This is a genomic window from Streptomyces sp. NPDC088810, assembly GCF_044750305.1.
Taxonomy (GTDB): domain Bacteria; phylum Actinomycetota; class Actinomycetes; order Streptomycetales; family Streptomycetaceae; genus Streptomyces.
Genome location: NZ_JBIVJQ010000003.1, coordinates 88,792 through 108,850, shown reverse-complemented (window position 1 = coordinate 108,850; position 20,059 = coordinate 88,792). Strand labels below are relative to the sequence as shown.

Genomic DNA, 20,059 nt, shown 5'->3' with positions numbered 1-20,059 from the left:
CGGAGCCGCTCAGGGCTGGTCGGCAGACGGCGTCGGCCGGCCGGGTTCCGCGCCCAGGGATCGCCGAGCGCGTCCCGCACAACCGATCCCGGCCCGCCGGCCCGCGCCGGTGACGAGTGCGGGCCGGCGGCGCGGGGCGTGCGAGCGGGTTTTCCCTCGGCCGTACGGCCGCCTCCCGGTGGCGGGTGCGGGGCGCGGGCGGCTAGCTGGTGCCGGGGGCCGATGCGGAAGGCGGGCCGGGCATGCAGGAGCAGGGGCCGGGGCGGCGGGCACTTCGGACACCGCGCGCCGCGGGGCTGGCCGGGGTGGTCTTCGCGCTGCTCCTGGCGGCGGCGATGGTGCTGGTCCGGCTGGGGCTTCCGGAAGGCGCCGACGCGGGCACGGCGCAGGGGTTCACGGACCCCGGGCGGCGCGGTGCGCTGCGCACGGCCCTCGCGCTGGTGCCGTTCGCGGGCATCTTCTTCCTGTGGTTCGTCGGCGCGGTCCGCACGCACGTCGGCGCGGTCGAGGACAAGTTCCTCGCCACCGTCTTCCTCGGCAGCGGGCTGGTCTTCACCGCGACGATGTTCGGTGCCGCCGCGGCGGCGGACGCCGTGCTCGTGGTGACCCACCCGGCCGGCCTGCCGCCGCTGCCGGCCGCCTGGGACTTCGGCCGCCACTTCGCGTACACGCTGATGACGGAGTACGCCATGCGGATGGCGGCCGTCTTCGTGTCGTCCATGTCGGTCCTCGGCCGCCGCCTCGGGGTGCTGCCTCGCTGGCTGACGACACTGGGCTTCCTCACCGCCCTGACGCTGCTGTTCGTCTCGTCGAACGTGCCCTGGGCGGAACTCGTCTTCCCCGCCTGGTCACTGCTGCTGAGCGGGCACATCCTCGTGGCGGGCCGGGGTGCCGGGCCCCGGCCGGACGAGGCGTAGGCCGCCGTCCGCTCACTCGATCGGCGTGCCCGGCGCGCGTGCGCCCCGCCCCGGCTCGCATGCTGGCGGGCGGGGGACGACCGCCGTCCGGACCCGTCCGCGCGGGCGACCGGACCTGGCCAGCGGAAGGGCGGAGCGTCGATGAGGCTCGTCGTCGATCTCAACAAGTGTCAGGGGTACGCGCAGTGCGTGTTCCTCGCGCCGGACGTCTTCGCCCTGCACGGCGAGGAGTCGCTGATCTACAACCCGCGCGCGGACGACGCTCAGCGGGAACGGGTGGCGCGGGCCGTCGCCGCCTGCCCGGTGCAGGCGATCACCGCCGGCGCAGCGGACCGCGCGGCCGAGGTCCGGGAGGCGTCCGATGGCCGCTGACCACGTGGAGTGGCTCAGGCGCGAGGGCCGGATCGTGATCGTCGGCGCGTCGCTGGCCGGACTGCGGGCCGCCGAGACGCTGCGCGCCGAGGGCTTCGCCGGTGAGCTGACCCTGATCGGGGACGAGCCGTACGAGCCGTACGACCGGCCGCCGCTGTCCAAGTCCGTGCTGCTGGGCATGGCGTCCCCGCACCACACCGAGCTGCCCCGCCGCTGGGAGATCGACGCCAAGTGGCGCCTCGGCGTCGCGGCGACCGGCCTGGACCTGACGGCCAAGCGGGTCCGGCTGGCCGACGGGGACGAGGTGGAGTACGACCGGCTGCTCATCGCCACCGGTGTGCGCGCCCGGCCCTGGCCGAAGCCGGAGGAGGCCCGGCTGGACGGCGTCTGCCTGCTGCGCACGCGGGAGGACGCGGCCGATCTGTACCGGCGGCTGAAGGCGGCGCCGCGCCGGGTGTTCGTCATCGGCGCCGGGTTCGCGGGTTCGGAGGTCGCCTCGGCGTGCCGGGAGATGGGCCTGCCGGTCACCGTGGCGGAGCGGGCGGGGGCGCCGCTGGTGGGGGCGCTCGGCGGGGTCGTCGGCGCGGTCGCGGCCGACCTGCAGACCGAGAACGGCGTGGACCTGCGCACCCATGTGACGGTGACCGCGCTGGAGGGCGACTCGGCCGGCCGGGTGCGGGCCGTCCACCTGTCGGACGAGAGCGTCGTCGAGGCGGACGTGGTCGTGGTCTCGCTCGGGTCGCTGCGGAACACCGAGTGGCTGACCGGGTCCGGACTGGGCGCCGGGCCCCGGGGCATCGCCTGTGACGCGGGCTGCCGGGCCTTCGACTTCCGGGGCATCGTCACGGACGACGTCTTCGTGGCGGGCGACGTGGCGCGCTCCCCGCACGCGCTGTTCGGCTACCAGTTCCTGTCGCTGGAGCACTGGGGCAACGCCGTCGCCCAGGCGGAGACCGCCGCGCACAACATGATCTGCCACGGCGTCGACCGGCGCCCGCACCTGTGGATGCCCGCCTTCTGGTCCTCGATGTTCGGTGTGAACATCAAGTCGGTCGGAGTGCCGCCCATGGGCGAGGAGCTCATGATCACGCAGGGTTCCCTGGCCGAGCGCCGGTTCGTCGGCGTCTACGGCTACAAGGGCCGGATCGTGGCCGCCGTGACCTTCGACAACACGCGGTGGCTGGAGTTCTACCAGGGGCAGATCGAGCGGGGCGCGCCGTTCCCGGTGGAGTTCCCGACGATGGACCGGCGTCCGGAGAACCGGCAACCGGTGCCGGCCGGCTTCCCGGACCCGTCCCTGCCGACCCACGGCCCCATGGTCACCCTCAGCGGTTACTCGCCGGCCGACCAGCAGCTGGTCTTCCATCCCGCCCGCCACTGACCCCGCCCACGGCCCGCACGCCCGAAGGACCCGCCATGCCGCACGCCTCGATGTTGCGCCAGATCACCGACTTCGCCAATCGCGCCGACCCTTATCCGGTGTACGCGGAACTCCGCCGGACACCGGTGCTGCACGAGGAGGAGGGCGGCCCGTACATCATCAGTTCGTACTACGACATCAAGGCGCTCCTCCACGATCCGCGGATCAGCTCCGACGCCACCAACCTGGCCGCCGCCGGGGACGACGAGCTGGGCCAGACGGAGGAGACGGGAGGACTGCCGCCGTCGTTCCTGCGCCTCGACCCGCCCGAGCACGACCGGCTGCGGCGCATCGCGAACAGCGCCTTCGGGCCGCCGCACCGGCCGCGGCGGATCGACGGCCTGCGGGGTGAGATGCAGAAGACCGTCACCGAGCTGATCGACGGTTTCGGGGACGCGCGGCGGATCGACCTGGTCGACCAGTTCGCCTACCCCTTCCCGGTCACGATGATCTGCCGGCTGCTCGGGGTGCCCCGGGAGGACGAGCCGCGGTTCCGTGCCTGGGTCGATCCGCTGGTCGCGAGCCTGGACCCCGAGGCCCGGCAGAACGCGGACGACGAGTCCCGCAAGACCGCGCAGGAAGCCCGGATGCAGCTCGGCATGTACCTGGCCGGACTGGTCGAGCAGCGCACCAAGGAACCGCGGGACGACCTGTTGTCCGACCTGGTCGACAGCCGGGGCCCGGACGGCTCCATGACCATGATGGAGGTGCTCAGCACCTCGGTGCTGCTGCTGATCGCCGGTCACGAGACGACGGTCAACCTGATCACCAACGGCATGCTCACGCTGCTGCGCCACCCGGAGGTCCTCCAGCGGCTGCGGGCGGACCCGGGCCTGTCGGTCAACATCGTCGAGGAGCTGCTCCGGTACGAACCGCCGGTGCAGCTGGTGCCGCAGCGGACCTGCATCGCCGACATCGAGGTGCGCGGGGTCACCATCCCCAAGGGCTCGCGGATCTGGCTGGTCCTCGCCGCGGGCAACCGGGACCCGGAGCGGTTCGAGGACCCCGAGCGGTTCGACCCGGACCGCGGGGACATCCAGCACCTCGGGTTCGGCAGCGGCATCCACAGCTGCTTCGGCGCGCCGCTGGCCCGCCTGGAGACCCAGCTGGCCCTGTCCGAGCTGGCCCGGCGGCTGGAGAGTCCCCGTCTGGTCGAGGACCCGCCGCCGTACCGGCGGAACGCCGTGCTGCGCGGTCCCCGGCATCTGGAGATCGCCTTCGACGGGCTGCGCTGAGCCCGTCGTGCGCGCGGCCGGCCGGTGGCCCAGGGCGGTTCGGCCCCGTTCGGCTCAGGCCGTGAGTTTCGCCGGCAGCACCACGCAGACCTCGTAGCCGCCGTCGCCCGTGGGGCCCGAGGTCAGGGTGCCGCCGAGGAGCTCGGCGCGCTGGCGCAGGCCGATCAGGCCGTGGTGCGCGCCGGGCAGCGGGAGGGGCGGCTGGGTCGGCGCGGTGTTGGTGACCCGGACGCGGACGGAGCCGTTGGCGTGCAGCAGGTCGATGCTCGCGGTGGCGCCGGGGGCGTGCTTGCGGGTGTTGGTCAGCGCTTCCTGGACGGTGCGGTAGATCGCGCGCTGGACGGTGGCCGGAAGCCCCTCGGGCAGGTCCATCCTCAGCCGGGTCTCGATGCCGCAGTTGTCGGCCAGCCGCCGGATGTCGGCGAGCGCCGGCTGCGGGGTCAGTTCCGTCGGGTGGCCGCCGGAGGCACGCAGGACGCCGACCATGTGGCGCAGTTCGTCCAGCGTCTGCACGCTCAGCCGCCGGATCGTCGCCGCCGCGTCCTTGGTGTCGGCGTCGCGCGCGCCGACCTGGAGCGCTCCGGCCCGCACGGCGATCAGGCTGACCTGGTGGGAGACGACGTCGTGCATCTCGCGCGCCAGCTGGGCGCGCTCCTTGGCCAGGACGGCCTGGGCCGTCAGCAGTTGCTGGTGGTCCCGGGCCTCGGAGATCTCGGTGAGTTTCAGCGAAAGGTCGCGCCGGGTCCGCACGAGCTGGCCGAGGAAGACGGCGGCGGCCGCGGTGGCGGCGCTGTAGCCGAACGCGATCAGCTTCCGGGTGTCGGTCAGATCCAGCTCCGGTGCCGGCAGGGACATCGTGTCGCTGGACGCGAAGGCGAGGGCGCACAGCAGCAGCAGCGTCCTGGGGCGGCTGAGCGAGGCGAGCGTGTACAGCGCGGCCAGGCAGGCGACGACCGCGTCGGACAGCAGGACGGCCGGGAGGGTGACGAGGTAGGTGAGCAGCGGTTGCCGCCGGCGCAGCACCAGGGCCACGGCGGCGCCCAGGCCGCAGGCCATCCGCAGCGGCTCGTCGATGTCCCAGTGAGCCGACACGTCGAGGAGGGCCATGGCCACCGCCGCGCCGTCCAGCAGCAGCGGGGGCGAGCGGCGGGTCATCCGGTCTCCTCCGTGAGGAGACCGGCCCGCTGGGCGAAGAGGGCGGCCTGGACCCTGCCGCTGACCTCCAGCTTGGTGAGGATCGCGCTCACGTGGTCCTTGACCGTGCCGGTGCTCAGGTGCATCCGGGCCGCGATGTCGGCGTTCGACAGACCCTCGGCGATGAGAACGAGAACCTCGCGCTCCCGGCCGGTCAGGCGTTCGAGGGCCTTGGGCGGCCGCTCCTGCGGTCCGGCGCTCAGATAGCCGTCCACCACCGTTCGGGTGACCTTGGGCGCGAGCACGGTGCCGCCGCGGGCCAGGCTCTGCACCGCCAGCGGCAGCGCCTCGGGGTCGGTGTCCTTGAGGAGGAATCCGGCGGCGCCCGAGCGCAGTGCCGTCTCCACGTACTCGTCCATGTCGAACGTGGTCAGCATGGCCACCACGGGCGGCTCCGGGAGCCGACGGATGTCACCGAGGACGGTGAGCCCGTCCACGTCCGGCATGCGGATGTCCAGCAGCACGACGTCGGGGTGCTGCTCGCGTACCGACCGCAGGGCCTGGGCGCCGGAGACCGCCCCGACGACCTCGATGCCGTCGGCGGCGGCGAGGATGCGCTGGAAACCCGTGCGGATCAGGGCTTCGTCGTCGACCACCAGTACCCGGATCACGTGCGCTCCAGCCTCGACGGCACCACTGTCCGATTCGTACCACGCCCGGGGCTGCTTCGCCGCCGGGCGCCGTGGTCACGTGAGCGCGAGCCGGCCCGGTCGGGTCATGGCCGGCCGGTGGGGCACAGGCGCCGGCGGGCGGCCGGCATGGGCAGCACCGCGACGGTCGAGGCGCCGTCGGCCGGCTGCCAGCGCCGCGGGACGGTCGGCGCGGCGAGCCGGACGCTCCACCGGCCGTCGCGCAGCGTCAGCGTGACCGCGGACGGCACGTCCAGGTGCCGGAACGCGCGGGCCGGCAGGGCCAGGGCGTGGACCAGCGCCGCCCTGACGACGGACTCCTCGGCGATCGCGAGGACGGGCCCGGTGCCGGCGGGCAGAGCCGCCAGCCAGTCGGCCGTCCGGCGGCAGAGCCGGCGGACGGACTCGCCGCCGTGCGGTGCCGCGTCGGGATCCGTCAGCCAGACGGAGAGGCCATGGGGATCCTCGGCCGCGATGTCGGCGGGCGAGCGGCCTTCCCATGCGCCGTGGTCCGGGCCGCGCAGGGCGTGCTCGGGCGTGGCGTCGATCCCGAGGGCCTCGGCGGTCCGCGCGCAGCGGGCGGAGGGGCCCCTGAGGGCCTGGGCGTACGGCGGCGGGGCCGCTGTCACACGCGCGCTCGGGGCGCCGTCCCCGAAGACCCGGTCATGGCCGCCGTCCGCGGCGGTTGCGCAGAGCATCGTCAGTCGCACCGTCACCGTCCGACCTCCTTCTCCGATCGGGAGAGCCGCTTCCGCCGGGGCGGAGAAGTCTCCCTCTGACACCACATTCCAGGAAGGGTGCCCCGCCAACCTCCAGCAGGTGGCCGGAGCACCCCCGCCGGTCGGCGGGACTTGTCCGCGGAGGACCGGGTGCGCTCGCGCGGTGCGGGGCGGGCCCCGGCGGTCTACGACAGGAGCACGAGGTCGCACTGGTACCAGGTACCGGGCTTACCGCCGAGGTCGGCCGGGTCGGCCGGTCCGATCGGGATGAACCCGGACTTGGTCAGCACCCTGTGGGACGCGGTGTTCTGGTGGGTGGTGGCCGCCCGCACGGTGCGCAGCCCGTACCGCCGTGCCGCCAGCCGGCACAGCTCCCGGACGGTCTCGGTGGCCACGCCGCGGCCGGCGACGTGCTCGGCGACCCGGTAGCCGAGCTCCGCGGTGCGGTTCTCGATGTTGACCAGGTTGAACCTGCCGAGCACCGCACCGTCCTCGGCGACGAGCACGTAGAAGGCACAGGTGCCGGCCTCCTGCTCGGCCAGCAGGGCCTTGTACCGGTCGGTGAACCGGTCGAAGTACTCGTCGCCGCGGTCGGGGACCGAGGCGGCGAAGTAGGCGCGGTTCGACAGCTCGAAGGCCAGGACCGCGGGGGCGTGGCTGGCGTGCAGCCGCTTCAGCTCGGGCACTGCCCGACTCTACCCGCACGGGGCCGCCGGACCACGTGTGTTCCTGCGACCGTGTGCCGCGCCGCCCGGGACGTCGCGTCAGCAGCCGCAGTCGCCGTCGACGGGGGCGGTCAGCGGGTCGGCGTCCCGGCGCGCCGGGCCCTGCCAGGTCTCGTAGGCGAAGCCCTCGCGCGCCCAGTACTCGAAGCCGCCGAGCATCTCCTTGACCCGGTAGCCGAGTTCGGCGAGGGCGAGCGCGGCGCGGGTGGCGCCGTTGCAGCCGGGCCCCCAGCAGTACGTCACCACCGGCACGTTCTTGTCGAGGAGCTGTTCGGCCTGCTCGGGGATGAGCGCGGTCGGCAGGTGGACCGCGCCGGGGAGGTGTCCCTGGTCCCAGGACTCGGTGGAGCGGGAGTCCACGACGACGAACCCGGGGTCGCCGCCGGCCGCGAGCGCGGCGGCCACGTCGGAGACGTCGGCGTGGAAGGCGAGGCTCGCGCGGAAGTAGGCGGCGGCCTCGGCGGGAGCGGCGGGGGCGACGCGCAGGACGGGGTTCGCGGAAGTGGTCTTGATCATGACGGAGAATCTACGATCCGCCGGTCCGCCCCTGAAGGGACGATCCCCGGGCTTTCCCTTGCCCGGCCGGGGATTCCCCTGCTATCCATCCGGGATGACCGTGTATTCCCCGGACGCCACCGACTGGCGCATCCTCGAAGTCCTCCAGCGCGACGGGCGGGCCAGCTACGCCGACCTGGCGCGGGCCGTGTCGATGTCGCCGAGCGCCGTCACCGAGCGGGTCCGGCGGCTGGAGGAGGCGGGAGTGATCCAGGGGTACGCGGCGGTGGTCGACCCCGAGCGGCTGGGCCTGCCGATCCTGGCGTTCGTACGGCTGCGCTACCCGAACGGCAACTACAAGCCCTTCCACGACCTGGTCGCGGCGACGCCCGAGATCCTGGAGGCGCACCACGTCACGGGCGACGACTGCTTCGTCATCAAGGTCACCGCGCGGTCGATGTCCCACCTGGAGGAGGTCTCGGGGAGGATCGGCGCGCTCGGTTCGGTGACCACCAGCGTGGTGTACTCCTCCCCACTGCCCCGCCGCCCGCTGGGCCGCTAGGCCGCTCGGCCTTTGCCGTCCTAGGCGACTCCCCGCTGCCGCAGCGCCGAGCCCGTTCTGCCCTTGACGACCTCCAGCTGGGCGTGGATCCGGCGCCGCAGGTCGGGGACGTGGCTGACGATGCCGACGCTGCGGTCGCGTTCGCGCAGGGAGTCCAGGACGTCCAGGACCTCGTCCAGGGTCTGGTCGTCGAGGCTGCCGAAGCCCTCGTCGATGAAGAGGGTGTCCAGGCGGATGCCGCCCGCCTCGTCGGTGACGACGTCGGCGAGGCCGAGGGCGAGCGCGAGGGAGGCGAAGAAGGTCTCGCCGCCGGAGAGGGTCGCGGTGTCCCGTTCCCGTCCGGTCCAGGCGTCGACCACGTGCAGCCCGAGCCCGCTTCTGCCGCGCCCGGTGCGGTCGTCGGAGTGGACGAGGGTGTAGCGGCCGGACGACATCCGCTGGAGGCGCACGGTCGCGGCGGCGGCGACCTGTTCCAGCCGGGCCGCCAGGACGTACGACTCCAGGCGCATCCGGCGTTCGTTGTCGGCGGAGGTGCCCGCGGTGAGGGCGGCGAGCCGGGCCACCCGGTCGTACTCCGCGCGCAGCGGGCCCAGCCGGCGTACGGCCTCGGCGGCGCGGGCGGAGAGGCGGTCCAGCTCGGTGCAGCAGCGGGCGGCGGCGTCGCGCGCTGAGGCGGCCTCGCGCAGCCGCCGTTCCGCGCCGGCCGCCGCGCGCTCGGCCGCGGCCGGGTCGGCGGGCGGCTGCCGGGCGGCGGTCGCGGTGCCGGGCTCGGCGAGGACCGCGCGGACGGCGGCCTCCTCCTGCTGCCAGGCGTCCAGCCGGTGCTGCAGCTCGCGGTGGGCGGCCGGGTCCAGCAGGGCCTCGGCGGCGGCCTGCGGGGTGTCGAAGCCGGCCCGGTAGGCGGCGTCGGCGAGCCGGGCGTCGGCGTCCTTCAGCCGCTGGGCGGCGTCCTCGGCGGCGCGCACCGCGTCGGCGGCGTCGGTCAGCCGGGCCGCCTGCCGCTCCAGCTGCGCGGCGCGCGCGGCCACACTGTCGGCCGTGCCCCGGGCCTGCGTCAACTCGGCTTCCAGCAGGGCCTGTTCGCGTTCCAGGGTGTCCCGCCGGGCGAGCCGGGAGGCGGCCCGGACGGCGGCCTGCTGGCGGTCGGCGAGCCGCTGCTCGCGTTCCTCCTCGGCGCGCCGCAGCTCCTCCTGGGCGACGTGCAGGGCGGAGGCCTCGCGGCGGGCGCGGGCGTACTCCTGCTCGAGGTCGCCGGCCTCGGCGGCGAGCCGGTCGGTGGGCGTGTCGCCGGCCTCGGCGGTGGCCGCGGCCAGGGCCTCGCGGACCTCGCCGAGGCGCCGTTCGTCCGCGGTGTGCTGGTCCTCGGCCCGCTGGTACGCGGCGAGGGCGCGGTCCTCGGTCTCGCGGTCGACGTGTCCGGCGACCTTGCGGGCGGGGGCGGGGTGTTCGGTGGCGCCGCAGACCGCGCAGGGTTCGCCGTCGGTGAGGTGGGCGGCCAGTTCGGCGGCGATGCCGTTCAGGCGCTGTTCCTTCAGGTCCAGCCAGTGGCTGCGGGCGTCGAGGGCGCGCTGCTCGGAGTCACGCGCGCGCTCCCGGGCCCCGGCGAGGTCGGCCGCCAGCCGGTCGCGGGTGCGGGCCGCGTCGAGCCGCCGCTGCATGGGGGCGCGCTGGACGGCGAGCTGTTCGGCGCGGGTGGCGGCCTCCTGGGCGGAGTCGACGCGGGTCTGGAGGGCCGCGCGGGTGGTGTCCCAGTCGGCGAGCCAGGCGTCGGCCTCGCGCAGCACGTCGTCGTCGGCGCGCTCCTGCCGGTCGAGTCCGGCGCGTTCCTCGGCGAGTTCGGCGAGCCGCCGTTCGGCGCGCCGGGCCGCGTCCAGGCCGCCCAGTTCCTCGGCGGCCCGGCGGGCGGCGGTGGCGAGCCCGCTCGCGCCGGCGCCGGCGTGGGAGTCGGGCAGCAGGGCGCGCGCCCGAGCTTCGGCCGCGGCGGCCCGGCGGTGTTCCGTCTCGGTGGCCTCCCGCAGCTCCAGCGCGGGCGCGACGGCCTCCGCCTTGCGGGCCCGCTCCATGCGCTCCTGGTTCTCGCGGTGGGCGCCGGCCCGCTCCTGGAGGCGCTCGGCGCGCTGCCGGGCCTCGGCGAACCTGCTTTGCAGCCGGGCGAGTTCGCGTGCCTCCTCCAGGGCGCGCCGGGCCGCGGCGTGGGCGGACTCGGCGGCGGAGAGCCGGCAGTGGGCGACGGCGAGGCGTTCCCGGGCGGTGCTGCGGGCGACGGCGGCGGCGCCGAGGACGGCCTCGGCCAGGCCCGGGTCGCCGGGGGCCAGCTCGGGCAGCTCCATGGCGTCGCCCGCCTCCTGCTGCATGCGGTGGGCGTCGGCGAGCAGCGCCGTGTCACCCTCGCGCACGCGTGCCTCGGTGGCGCGGCGGCGTTCGCCGAGGCGCTTCTCGACGTCGGTGAAGCGCCGGGTGTCGAAGAGGCGGCCGAGCAGCCTGCTGCGGGCCTCGGCGTCCGCGCGCAGGAAGCGGGCGAAGTCGCCCTGGGGCAGCAGGACGACCTGGCAGAACTGCTCGCGGCTCATGCCGAGCAGCTGCTCGATCTCGGTGCCGGTCTCCTGGTGGGAGCGGCTGAGGTCCTTCCAGGCGCCGGCCCGGGCGTCGTACTCGCGCAGCCAGGTCTGGGCCTTGTCGACCGTCATGCCCTTGCCGCGCAGCTTGGGGCGCTCCCACGGGGGCTGGCGGGTGATCTCCAGCCGGCGTCCGGCGACGGTGAGTTCGAGGCGGACCTCGGTGCGGGTGCCCGGCTGGGCGTGGTCGCTGCGCAGGTGCATGCCCTGGCTGCTCTGCCGGGCGCCGGGGACGGAGCCGTAGAGGGCGTAGCAGACGGCGTCCAGGACGGACGTCTTGCCGGCGCCGGTGGGGCCGTGCAGCAGGAACAGCCCGGCGGTCGACAGCGCGTCGAAGTCGACGCGCTGGGCGCCGCCGAAGGGCCCGAAGGCGGTGATGTCGAGCCGGTGCAGCCTCACCGGGCCACCTCCCGCACGGCGTGGTCGGCGCGGACGGCGTCGATCGCCTCGCGCAGGACGGCCGCCTCGTGCTCGTCGGGTCCGGTGCCGCGCACATGGGCGACGAAGTCCTGGGCGATCTGCTGGTCGCTGCGGCCCGCGAGGCGCCGGGCGTAGGACACCCGGGGGTCGTCCTGGGCCCGCTCGGGGGCGAAGACCAGGCTGAGGGTGTGCGGGAAGCGCTCGGTGAGCCGGGCCATGGGGTCGGCCGGGCGGACCGGGTCGGTGAGGGTGGCCTCGACCCAGGCGTCCTCGTGGCGGGTCAGCGCCGGGTCGGCGAGGAGGTCGTCCAGGGTGCCGCGGATGCGGGCGAGCGGGCGGGGCACCGGGCAGTCGATGCGTTCGGCGGTGACCGCGCCGTCCGCGTCCAGGTCGATCAGCCACATGCTCTTGCGGTGGCCGGCCTCGGAGAAGGAGTAGGCGAGCGGCGAGCCGGAGTAGCGCACGCGCTCGGTGATGGTCTGGCAGCCGTGCAGATGCCCGAGCGCCACGTAGTCGACGCCGTCGAAGACTCCGGCCGGTACGGCGGCGACCCCGCCGACGGTGATGTCCCGCTCGCTGTCGCTGGCCTGGCCGCCGGTGACGAAGGCGTGGGCGAGGACGACGGAACGCGTGCCCCGCGCGCGCGTGGCGAGGTCGGCGCGGACGCGGTCCATGGCGGCGCCGAGCACGGCCTCGTGGCCGGCCTTGTCGACACCGAACTCGTCCTTCACCAGGGCCGGTTCGAGGTACGGCAGGCCGTAGAAGGCGACCTCCCCGTGGGCGTCCTGGAGTACGACCGGGGTGCCGGCGGCGGAGGGTTCGGTGCGCAGGTGGATGCCGGCGCGGCCGATGAGTCCGGCGCCGACGCCGAGGCGGCGGGCCGAGTCGTGGTTGCCGGAGATCATCACCGTGGGCACGCCGAGGTCCGCGAGGCGGTGCAGGGCGTCGTCGAACAGCTCGACCGCGGCGAGCGGCGGCACCGCGCGGTCGTACACGTCGCCCGACACGACCACCGCGTCCACCTCGTGCTCACGCACGGTGCCGACGAGGTGACCGATGAACTCGGCCTGGGCCCCGAGCAGGTTCACCCGGTGGAAGGCCCGGCCGAGGTGCCAGTCGGACGTGTGCAGCAGTCTCATGAGCCCCGAGACTAACGGCCGGGTCCGACATCACGGGCGGTTGCTCATGTATCGCCGTCACGGCCCGCTCGACGCAGGGGCGTTATGCCTGATTCGCGGCAATCGTCAGGCGTCCCCGTAGGCTTCGCCGCCGAGTTCGAGGCCGGCCGTGCCCGCCGTCACATCGGCGAGCCAGGCGCGGAAGGCGTCCACCTCGGCGTCCGGCAGGCCGATCTCCAGGGTGACGGCCTCGCCGTAGCGGACGTCGCGCACCTCGCGTCCGGTGGCGCGCAGATCGTTCTGGACCTTGCCCGCGCGCTGGTGGTCGACGGTCACCGTGGCCAGCCGGAAGCGGCGCCGGGTGATCGTGCCGAGCGCCTCCAGGGCCTCGCCGACCGAGCCGCCGTAGGCGCGGATCAGTCCGCCGGCGCCGAGCTTGACGCCGCCGTAGTAGCGGGTGACGACGGCCACCACGTACCGCATGTCGCGGCGCAGCAGCATCTGCAGCATGGGCACGCCGGCGGTGCCGCCCGGTTCGCCGTCGTCGCTGGCCTTCTGCACGGAGGCGTCGGCGCCGATGACGTACGCCCAGCAGTTGTGGGTGGCGTCGGCGTGCTCCTTGCGCACGGCGGCGATGAACTCCTGGGCCTCCTGCTCGGTGGCGGCCGGGGCGAGGGCGCACAGGAAGCGGGAGCGGTTGATCTCGGTCTCGTGCACGCCCGCGCGGGCGACTGTGCGGTACTCGTCCTGCATCCCGCCAGCCTATGCGAGCGCCGGGACACCCTCGCTAGCTCGGCTTCTTCCCGCGCGGGACTGTGAACGAGGTGAGCAGGGCGCCGCCGGGGCCCAGGTCCGGCCAGCCGGTGCCGTGCCAGGCGAGCACGGCGAACGCGGAGGTCGGGAACTTCGTGCGCACCCGGTCCAGTGTGTCGTCGAGGCCGTCCGCGGCCAGCGTCAGCACCAGGTCCTCCAGGCCGGGGTTGTGCCCGACCAGCAGCAGCGTGCGCACCTGCGCCGGTGCCTCGTGCACCACCTCCAGCAGCTCACGGACGCCGGCCGCGTACAGCCGCCGGTCGTAGCGCACCGGCGGTGGTGTGGCCCACTCGGCGGAGGCCAGCTCCCAGGTACGGCGGGCGCGTACGGCGGTGGAGCACAGGGCGAGGTCGGGCAGCGAACCGGCGGCGAGGGCCCGCCCGGCGGCCGGCGCGTCCCGCAGACCACGCGGCGAGAGCGGCCTGCGGTGATCCTCGACCCCCTCGGGCCACGCGGACTTGGCATGCCGCAACACCACCAGCCGCCGCAGGGGCCCGCCACCGGCCGTCCGACGCACACCGGCCTCCCGCACACCGCCCCGCGTCCCGCTCACACCGGACCCCCGATGTCCCGCGCGAGATCGAGGGCAAGCAACCGGTCGGCATAGGCGAACGTCTCGAACCGGGCACCGTCCGCGACACCGGGCGCGGTCTCCACGTCCCGCAGGACGCCGAGTACCGCGGGCAGATCCAGGTCGTCCTCCCACGCGGCGCGCAGCCGTTCCCGCACCTCGCCGGGGACCGGCCGCGAGGGCCGCCGTGCCCAGCCGGCGACGGCCCGCCGCCACCGGGCGAGACTCCGCGCGGCGTCCTCCAGCACGTCCGGGTCCAGCCGCACGGGTTCGCTCCGCGGGACGGCGAGCAGGGCGAGCCGGAGGGCGGAGGGGTCGCGGAGCAGTGCCGGAAGCGGGGAGGCGCCACCGGGATCCGCCGTGCCGCGGGCATCCCCGCGGGCGAGGCGCCCGCCGATGCCGACGCCGGCAGCACCAGCACCAGGCCACTTCGCCCCGTCCGCGCGCCCGGCCTCCTCGTCAGCCCGCCCCTGGTCGTCGCCGGCCCGCCCGGCCTCACCACCGAACCTCTCCCCGTCACGACCCGCGGAGCCGGCGCCACCGCCGGAGCTCCCCGCGCCACCACCGGCCCAACCGATCTCCTCCACGTCCCGGCCGGACCTGTCAGCCCCGCCACCGGCCTGCCCGGCCACCCAGCCAGGACTCGCCGTCTCCCCGCCCGCCCGTGTGGCCCCCTCGCCGGAACTCGCCGCCCCGCCACCAGCCCGGCCGGCCTCCCCGTCGCTCCCCTCCATGCCGCCGCCGGCGCCCCACTCCACCGCCCCGACAGAAACCACCGGCCCCTCCCCGAGCGTGTTCTCGGACCCGCGTTGCGCCACATGGATGGCCTGGGACTCGCCGAGGCCGGAGGCGAGGTCGTGGGCGTCCTCGAAGGGGCGGATGGCCAGGCGGGTGGCGGCGGTGCGCAGTTCGGGGTGGTCACGGGGGGCCGTGAGGATCGTCCAGACCGGGGTGCCGCCCAGTTCCAGCGCCCGGACCAGCAGGTCGGCGGTGAGCAGCACCCGCAGGGCCGTCGGGTCGAGGCGCCAGGCGTGGGCCTCGATGCGGGTCAGGCCGCGGCGGGCGGGCGCGGCGGCGACGGGCTCACCGGTTCGGGCGTCGAGGATGCGCAGCACGGGGTGAGCGTAGGCGGGCGAGCGGCCGTATGCAGCGGCTTGCACCGATTCCGGACAGCGCGCCGGACTGCGGCGGGAATCCGCACCCGCCGAGGCACTGTTGCCCGGACACACAGTTCCCCGCAGCCCGAGGAGGCGGCCGATGTACGGCGACGAGGCGACGGTCCGCAGGATCCTGACCGAGCTGGGCGACACCTGGGCGGTGGTCGGCCTGTCCTCGAACCAGCACCGGGCCGCCTACGGGGTGGCACGGGTGCTGCAACGGTTCGGCAAGCGGATCGTGCCGGTGCACCCGAAGGCCGAGACGGTGCACGGCGAGCAGGGCTACGCCTGCCTCGCGGACGTCCCCTTCGACGTGGACGTGGTCGACGTCTTCGTCAACAGCGAGCTGGCCGGCCGGGTCGCGGACGAGGCCGTGGCGAAGGGCGCGCGGGCGGTGTGGTTCCAGCTCGGGGTCGTCGACGTGGCGGCCTACGAACGCACCCGTGCGGCAGGTCTGGAAATGGTCATGGACCGGTGCCCGGCGATCGAAATTCCCCGTCTGACCGTGTGACTACTCTCCTTCATCACAATTCTCCGCTGAATATTGACATTCCTCGGACCGGTCTGACCTGTACAAAGACTGTGACCAAGACGGACAAGATCCTGGGTCAAGTTTTGGGAAACAGTCTTTCGTCGGCAGGCACTGCCTTCCTAGCCTGTGGCCTCATTGCTCGTTAATCCTGCGTTCATGAACTGAGAGGCCACTTGACATGGCGAAAGTCGACGCCCTGCCACAGGCCAAGATGGAGTCCGGCGGACTGCGCCGAGATGTCGGACTGATCGGTCTGATGTGGGCCTCCGTCGGCTCCATCATCGGCTCCGGCTGGCTGTACGGCGCCGAGAAGGCCGTCGTCGTCGCCGGCCCCGCGGCGATCATCTCCTGGGTGATCGGCGCGGTGGCGATCGTGCTGCTGGCGCTCGTGCACGCCGAGCTCGGCGGCATGTTCCCGGTGGCGGGCGGCACCGCCCGCTACCCGCACTACGCGTTCGGCGGCCTGGCCGGTATGTCCTTCGGCTGGTTCGCCTGGCTCCAGGCGGCCACCGTGGCCCCGATCGAGGTCGAGGCCATGATCGGCTACGCCGGTCACTGGAAGTGGGCCCAGGGCCTTCAGCACGCCGACGGAACACTGACGACCAGCGGTTTCGTCACGGCCGTCGCCCTGATGGCGGTCTTCGTGGGCGTCAACTTCTTCGGCGTCCGCGCTCTGGCCCACACCAACAGCGCCGCGACCTGGTGGAAGATCGCCGTCCCGCTCGGGGCCATCTTCATCATCGCCGCGACCAACTTCCACGCGAGCAACTTCACCTCGGAGGGCTTCGCTCCCTTCGGCGCCCAGGGCATCCTCGGCGCCATCAGCTCCAGCGGCATCATCTTCGCGCTGCTCGGCTTCGAGCAGGCGATCCAGCTGGCGGGCGAGAGCCGGAACCCGAAGCGTGACCTGCCGCGGGCGACCCTCGGCTCGGTGGCGATCGGCGCCGTGATCTACATCCTGCTGCAGGTCGTGTTCATCGCCGCGCTGCCGCACACCTCCTTCGCGCACGGCTGGGCCAAGCTGGACTTCCCGGGCATCAGCGGTCCCTGGGCGGGCCTGGCGACCCTGGTGGGACTGGGCTGGCTGGGCTGGGTGCTCTACGTCGACGCGATCATCTCGCCCGGCGGCACCGGCCTGATCTACACCACCGCCACCTCGCGCGTCTCCTTCGGCCTGGCCAAGAACGGCTACGCGCCGAAGGCGTTCGCGAAGACCGACAAGCGCGGTGTGCCGTGGTTCGGCCTCATCATGTCGTTCGTCACCGGTGTGGTCTGTTTCCTGCCGTTCCCGAGCTGGCAGGAGCTGGTCGGCTTCATCACCTCGGCGAGCGTGCTGATGTACGCGGGCGCGCCGCTGGCCTACGGCGTCTTCGCCGACCGCCTGCCGCACCTCGAGCGCCCCTACCGGCTGCCCGGCGGAAAGATCATCTCGCCGCTGTCCTTCGTGGTGGCCAACCTGATCATCTACTGGGCCGGCTGGGACACCCTGTGGCGGCTGGGCTTCGCGATCCTGCTCGGCTACCTGCTGCTGGGCTCCTACGCCTGGTACGCCACGGCCACGGGGAAGCCGGACGCGCCCCGCATGGACTTCAAGGCCGCGCAGTGGCTGCCCGGCTACCTGCTGGGCCTGGGCCTGATCTCCTGGCTGGGCACCTTCGGCGGCCGGGGCACCATCCCGCTGTGGTGGGACATCCTGGTCGTGGCGGCCTTCTCGGTCGGCATCTACTACTGGGCCCGTGCCGTCGCCTCGAAGCCCGAGGCGATCGAGCGGAGCATCGACGAGGTCGTGGTGACGGAGGCGCCCGCGCACTGACCCGTCTCTTCCCCCCGGTGTCCCGTCGGCTCGGCTGACGGGACACCGTCATAATGCTCGCGTGACGTCTCCCTCCCCCCGCCTCGACTCCCCCGCGCCTGCCCGCTTCCCGGTCGTCGTCGTGGGCGCCGGACCGGCCGGCCTGACCGTCGGGAACATCCTGCGGGCCGCCGGTGTCGACTGCCTGGTCCTGGAGACCGAGAGCAGGGCGTTCATCGAACAGCGGCCACGCGCCGGCGTCATCGAGGAGTGGGCCGTACGCGCCCTGGAACGACGCGGCCTGGCCGGCAACCTGCTGGAGCGCGCCGAGCGGCACTCCGCGTGCGAGTTCCGCTTCGACGGGCACGGCTACCGCTTCGAGTACACGGAACTGGCGGGGCGTCACCACTGGATCTACCCGCAGCCCCTGCTCGTGACCGACCTGGTACGCGAGTACGCCGACGTGCGCGGCGGCGCGATCCGTTTCGGCGTGCGGGACGTACGCCTGCACGACCTGGACTCGGACCGGCCCGCCGTCTCCTACACCGACCCGGACAGCGGTGAACGGCTCGTGGTGCACTGCGACTTCGTCGCCGGCTGCGACGGGGCGCGCGGGGCGAGCCGGGCCGCGCTGCCGCCGCGGGCGCGGATCTCCCGGCACGACTACGGCATCGGCTGGCTGGCCCTGCTGGCCGAGGCACCGCCGTCCTCCGACCGCGTGCTGTTCGGCATGCACGCCGACGGGTTCGCCGGGCACATGCCCCGCAGTGCCGAGATGACCCGCTACTACCTCCAGTGCCCGCCCGGCGACGACCCGGACGCCTGGACGCACGAGCGCGTCTGGGACCAGCTCCAGCGGCGCCTGGCAGCGGCGGACCAGCCCCCGCTGACCGAGGGCCGGCTGCTGGAGAAGCGGGTGCTGGACATGCACACCTACGTCGTCGAGCCCATGGTGTTCGGCCGGCTCTTCCTGGCCGGCGACGCCGCGCACCTCGTCGCGCCGATCGCCGCGAAGGGCATGAACCTGGCGCTGAACGACGCGTTCCTGCTCGGCGACGCCCTGGCCGCGTATCTGACCAAGGACGACCCGGCGGGCCTGGACGGCTACTCGGACGCCTGTCTGCGCCGGGTGTGGGACTACCAGGAGTTCTCGGAGTGGCTCTCCGAGATCTACCACGGCGCCTCCCACGGCGACCCCTACCGCGCCGGCACCACGCTGGCCCGGCTGCGTCGGCTGTTCACCTCGCCCGCGGCGGCGGCCGCCTTCGCCGAGCAGTACCTGGGGGCGGCCGAGGCGTTCTGACCTCGTTGCGCACCGGTCAGCGCGCCGCCGGACCGCCCCGTTCGGCGAGGCGGTGGTCGGCCGTCCTCAGGGCCTCCTCGACCAGCCGCCGCAGATGCCCGTGCCGGAGCGAGTAGATCACCCGGCGGCCCTCCTTGCGGGTGTCCACCAGGCCGGCCAGCCGCAGCCGGGCCAGGTGCTGGCTGACGGCCGGGCGGGCGGCGCCGCACGCCTCGGTGAGCGTGCCGACGTCGGCCTCGCCTGCGGTCAGGGTGTGCAGCAGGGCGAGCCGGGTGCGGTCGCCCAGCAGGGCGAGCAGCTCGGCGGCGAGCGCGAACTGCTCCTCGCCCGGCTTGCGCTCGTGCGCATGGTGTGCAGGTGACAGGTGCATGCGTGCGCTCATACGCACATAATGGTCCGGTGGGCGCGGTGCGTCCACTCCCGTACCGGAAGGGGATCGACGTGAGCCACCGGCACCCTCATCATCACCACCCGGAGCGGCGCCACCGTTTCGCCCACCGCCTCGCCCATCTGCTCGCCCCGCACTCCCACGAGACCGCCGAGAAACTGGACCCGGCGCTGGAGTCCTCGGCGCGGGGCATGCGGGCGCTGTGGGTGTCGCTGGCCGTGCTGGGGACGACCGCGCTGGGGCAGGCGGCCGTGGTGGCCGTCTCCGGGTCGGTGGCGCTGCTCGGCGACACGGTGCACAACGCGGCCGACGCGCTGACCGCCGTCCCCCTCGGCATCGCGTTCGTGCTGGGCCGTCGGGCGGCGACCCGCCGGTTCACCTACGGATACGGCCGTGCCGAGGACCTCGCGGGTCTGGTGATCGTGCTGACCATCGCCGCCTCGGCGGCCTTCGCCGCGTGGGCGGCGGTCGGGCGGCTGTTCGATCCGCGTCCGGTCGCGCACGTGCCGGCGGTCGCGCTGGCCGCGCTCCTCGGCTTCGCCGGCAACGAGTGGGTGGCCCGGTACCGGATCCGGGTGGGCCGGGAGATCGGCTCGGCCGCGCTCGTCGCCGACGGGCTGCACGCCCGTACCGACGGCTTCACCTCGCTGGCCGTGCTGCTGGGCGCCGGCGGCTCGGCGCTGGGGTGGCAGTGGGCCGACCCGGTCGTGGGGCTGGCGATCACCGCCGCGATCGTGCTGGTGCTGCGGGACGCGGCGCGGGAGGTGTTCCGGCGGATGCTGGACGCCGTCGACCCGGCGCTGGTGGACCGGGCCGAGCGGGCGGTGCGCGGGGTGCCGGGGGTGCGCGGGGTGGGCGAGCTGCGGCTGCGCTGGATCGGGCACCGGCTGCGGGCCGAACTCGCGGTGGTGGTGGACGGCGAGGCGACGCTCCGGCAGGCGCACGCGATCGCCGTGGCCGCCGAACACGCCCTGCTGCACGCCGTACCGCGACTGACGGCCGCCCTGGTGCACGCCGATCCGGCGCCGGTGCCGGGAGAGGCGGACCCGCATCTGGCGCTCGCCCACCACACGGCGGTCTGA

The 20,059-nt window shown here is 74.3% G+C and carries 19 protein-coding genes and 2 pseudogenes; 9 read left to right on the top strand and 12 right to left on the bottom strand.

Annotation, left to right across the window (positions count from 1 at the left end; all coding sequences use genetic code 11):
- Window positions 1-242: 242 nt before the first annotated feature.
- The 4 genes from ACIP4Y_RS11310 (at window position 243) to ACIP4Y_RS11295 (ending at window position 3,944) form a co-directional block, all read left to right on the top strand.
- A complete protein-coding gene (locus tag ACIP4Y_RS11310) occupies window positions 243-917 on the top strand; it encodes a hypothetical protein (protein WP_401390934.1) in 675 nt (224 codons plus the stop codon).
- A gap of 141 nt (window positions 918-1,058) precedes the next feature.
- Window positions 1,059-1,289, top strand: a complete 231-nt coding sequence (locus ACIP4Y_RS11305; RefSeq protein ID WP_401390931.1) for a ferredoxin — start codon at window positions 1,059-1,061, stop codon at window positions 1,287-1,289.
- Window positions 1,279-2,670 (top strand): NAD(P)/FAD-dependent oxidoreductase, encoded by a 1,392-nt coding sequence (locus ACIP4Y_RS11300; RefSeq protein ID WP_401390928.1) that lies wholly within the window; start codon window positions 1,279-1,281, stop codon window positions 2,668-2,670. Before ACIP4Y_RS11305 ends, ACIP4Y_RS11300 begins: the two co-directional genes overlap by 11 nt.
- Window positions 2,671-2,705: 35 nt before the next feature.
- On the top strand, window positions 2,706-3,944 hold the full coding sequence (locus ACIP4Y_RS11295) for a cytochrome P450 (protein WP_358643868.1): 1,239 nt from the start codon (window positions 2,706-2,708) through the stop codon (window positions 3,942-3,944).
- Between the two features lie 54 nt (window positions 3,945-3,998).
- On the opposite strand, the gene ACIP4Y_RS11290 is transcribed toward ACIP4Y_RS11295, so the two are convergent.
- The 5 genes from ACIP4Y_RS11290 to ACIP4Y_RS11270 form a co-directional block, all read right to left on the bottom strand.
- Window positions 3,999-5,099 (bottom strand): sensor histidine kinase, encoded by a 1,101-nt coding sequence (locus ACIP4Y_RS11290; RefSeq protein WP_401390925.1) that lies wholly within the window; start codon window positions 5,097-5,099, stop codon window positions 3,999-4,001.
- A complete protein-coding gene (locus ACIP4Y_RS11285) occupies window positions 5,096-5,749 on the bottom strand; it encodes a response regulator (RefSeq protein ID WP_401390922.1) in 654 nt (217 codons plus the stop codon). The genes ACIP4Y_RS11290 and ACIP4Y_RS11285 overlap by 4 nt, the downstream gene beginning before the upstream one ends.
- Before the next feature lie 104 nt (window positions 5,750-5,853).
- On the bottom strand, window positions 5,854-6,483 hold the full coding sequence (locus ACIP4Y_RS11280) for a histidine phosphatase family protein (protein WP_401390919.1): 630 nt from the start codon (window positions 6,481-6,483) through the stop codon (window positions 5,854-5,856).
- Window positions 6,484-6,671: 188 nt separating this feature from the next.
- The gene (locus ACIP4Y_RS11275; protein ID WP_358643876.1) at window positions 6,672-7,172 is read right to left on the bottom strand and encodes a GNAT family N-acetyltransferase; all 501 of its coding nucleotides are present in this window, start codon (window positions 7,170-7,172) and stop codon (window positions 6,672-6,674) included.
- 78 nt (window positions 7,173-7,250) lie between these two features.
- Window positions 7,251-7,727, bottom strand: coding sequence for a rhodanese-like domain-containing protein (locus ACIP4Y_RS11270; protein WP_401390916.1), 477 nt, complete (start codon window positions 7,725-7,727; stop codon window positions 7,251-7,253).
- A 94-nt stretch (window positions 7,728-7,821) separates the two neighbouring features.
- Here ACIP4Y_RS11270 and ACIP4Y_RS11265 point away from each other — a divergent pair, with 94 nt between their 5' ends.
- The gene (locus tag ACIP4Y_RS11265; protein ID WP_358643880.1) at window positions 7,822-8,268 is read left to right on the top strand and encodes an Lrp/AsnC family transcriptional regulator; all 447 of its coding nucleotides are present in this window, start codon (window positions 7,822-7,824) and stop codon (window positions 8,266-8,268) included.
- Window positions 8,269-8,288: 20 nt separating this feature from the next.
- Here the strand turns inward: ACIP4Y_RS11265 and ACIP4Y_RS11260 are convergent, their stop codons facing one another.
- The 6 genes and pseudogenes from ACIP4Y_RS11260 to ACIP4Y_RS11235 all read right to left on the bottom strand — a co-directional run.
- On the bottom strand, window positions 8,289-11,282 hold the full coding sequence (locus tag ACIP4Y_RS11260) for an AAA family ATPase (protein ID WP_401390913.1): 2,994 nt from the start codon (window positions 11,280-11,282) through the stop codon (window positions 8,289-8,291).
- Complete coding sequence (locus ACIP4Y_RS11255) at window positions 11,279-12,442, bottom strand: exonuclease SbcCD subunit D (protein ID WP_401390912.1); 1,164 nt, start codon at window positions 12,440-12,442, stop codon at window positions 11,279-11,281. Before ACIP4Y_RS11255 ends, ACIP4Y_RS11260 begins: the two co-directional genes overlap by 4 nt.
- Window positions 12,443-12,547: 105 nt before the next feature.
- Window positions 12,548-13,174 (bottom strand): YigZ family protein, encoded by a 627-nt coding sequence (locus ACIP4Y_RS11250; RefSeq protein ID WP_401390909.1) that lies wholly within the window; start codon window positions 13,172-13,174, stop codon window positions 12,548-12,550.
- 34 nt (window positions 13,175-13,208) lie between these two features.
- On the bottom strand, window positions 13,209-13,751 hold the full coding sequence (locus tag ACIP4Y_RS11245) for a SixA phosphatase family protein (RefSeq protein ID WP_401390906.1): 543 nt from the start codon (window positions 13,749-13,751) through the stop codon (window positions 13,209-13,211).
- Window positions 13,752-13,783: 32 nt separating this feature from the next.
- A pseudogene (locus ACIP4Y_RS11240) lies at window positions 13,784-14,137 on the bottom strand (hypothetical protein); the annotation flags it as partial.
- A gap of 417 nt (window positions 14,138-14,554) precedes the next feature.
- Window positions 14,555-14,920 (bottom strand): annotated as a pseudogene (locus ACIP4Y_RS11235) (hypothetical protein); the annotation flags it as partial.
- A gap of 142 nt (window positions 14,921-15,062) precedes the next feature.
- Between ACIP4Y_RS11235 and ACIP4Y_RS11230 the strand changes: the two are divergent.
- The 3 genes from ACIP4Y_RS11230 to ACIP4Y_RS11220 all read left to right on the top strand — a co-directional run bounded on the left by ACIP4Y_RS11230 (window position 15,063) and on the right by ACIP4Y_RS11220 (window position 18,589).
- Window positions 15,063-15,473, top strand: a complete 411-nt coding sequence (locus ACIP4Y_RS11230; protein ID WP_401390903.1) for a CoA-binding protein — start codon at window positions 15,063-15,065, stop codon at window positions 15,471-15,473.
- Window positions 15,474-15,672: 199 nt separating this feature from the next.
- Window positions 15,673-17,307, top strand: a complete 1,635-nt coding sequence (locus ACIP4Y_RS11225) for an APC family permease (protein ID WP_401390901.1) — start codon at window positions 15,673-15,675, stop codon at window positions 17,305-17,307.
- 61 nt (window positions 17,308-17,368) lie between these two features.
- Window positions 17,369-18,589 (top strand): 4-hydroxybenzoate 3-monooxygenase, encoded by a 1,221-nt coding sequence (locus tag ACIP4Y_RS11220; RefSeq protein WP_401390898.1) that lies wholly within the window; start codon window positions 17,369-17,371, stop codon window positions 18,587-18,589.
- 16 nt (window positions 18,590-18,605) lie between these two features.
- On the opposite strand, the gene ACIP4Y_RS11215 is transcribed toward ACIP4Y_RS11220, so the two are convergent.
- Window positions 18,606-18,971: an ArsR/SmtB family transcription factor gene (locus tag ACIP4Y_RS11215; protein WP_401390895.1), complete on the bottom strand. Its 366-nt coding sequence runs from the start codon at window positions 18,969-18,971 to the stop codon at window positions 18,606-18,608.
- 59 nt (window positions 18,972-19,030) lie between these two features.
- Here ACIP4Y_RS11215 and ACIP4Y_RS11210 point away from each other — a divergent pair, with 59 nt between their 5' ends.
- The gene (locus ACIP4Y_RS11210) at window positions 19,031-20,059 is read left to right on the top strand and encodes a cation diffusion facilitator family transporter (protein ID WP_401390891.1); all 1,029 of its coding nucleotides are present in this window, start codon (window positions 19,031-19,033) and stop codon (window positions 20,057-20,059) included.

Excerpts from the sequence above, each read along its gene's own strand:
- ACIP4Y_RS11310 (WP_401390934.1), top strand. The coding sequence starts at position 243 with ATGCAGGAGCAGGGGCCGGGGCGGCGGGCACTTCGGACACCGCGCGCC.
- ACIP4Y_RS11305 (WP_401390931.1), top strand. The coding sequence starts at position 1,059 with ATGAGGCTCGTCGTCGATCTCAACAAGTGTCAGGGGTACGCGCAGTGC.
- ACIP4Y_RS11300 (WP_401390928.1), top strand. The coding sequence starts at position 1,279 with ATGGCCGCTGACCACGTGGAGTGGCTCAGGCGCGAGGGCCGGATCGTG.
- ACIP4Y_RS11295 (WP_358643868.1), top strand. The coding sequence starts at position 2,706 with ATGCCGCACGCCTCGATGTTGCGCCAGATCACCGACTTCGCCAATCGC.
- ACIP4Y_RS11290 (WP_401390925.1), bottom strand. The coding sequence starts at position 5,099 with ATGACCCGCCGCTCGCCCCCGCTGCTGCTGGACGGCGCGGCGGTGGCC.
- ACIP4Y_RS11270 (WP_401390916.1), bottom strand. The coding sequence starts at position 7,727 with ATGATCAAGACCACTTCCGCGAACCCCGTCCTGCGCGTCGCCCCCGCC.
- ACIP4Y_RS11265 (WP_358643880.1), top strand. The coding sequence starts at position 7,822 with ATGACCGTGTATTCCCCGGACGCCACCGACTGGCGCATCCTCGAAGTC.
- ACIP4Y_RS11255 (WP_401390912.1), bottom strand. The coding sequence starts at position 12,442 with ATGAGACTGCTGCACACGTCCGACTGGCACCTCGGCCGGGCCTTCCAC.
- ACIP4Y_RS11250 (WP_401390909.1), bottom strand. The coding sequence starts at position 13,174 with ATGCAGGACGAGTACCGCACAGTCGCCCGCGCGGGCGTGCACGAGACC.
- ACIP4Y_RS11230 (WP_401390903.1), top strand. The coding sequence starts at position 15,063 with ATGTACGGCGACGAGGCGACGGTCCGCAGGATCCTGACCGAGCTGGGC.
- ACIP4Y_RS11225 (WP_401390901.1), top strand. The coding sequence starts at position 15,673 with ATGGCGAAAGTCGACGCCCTGCCACAGGCCAAGATGGAGTCCGGCGGA.
- ACIP4Y_RS11215 (WP_401390895.1), bottom strand. The coding sequence starts at position 18,971 with ATGAGCGCACGCATGCACCTGTCACCTGCACACCATGCGCACGAGCGC.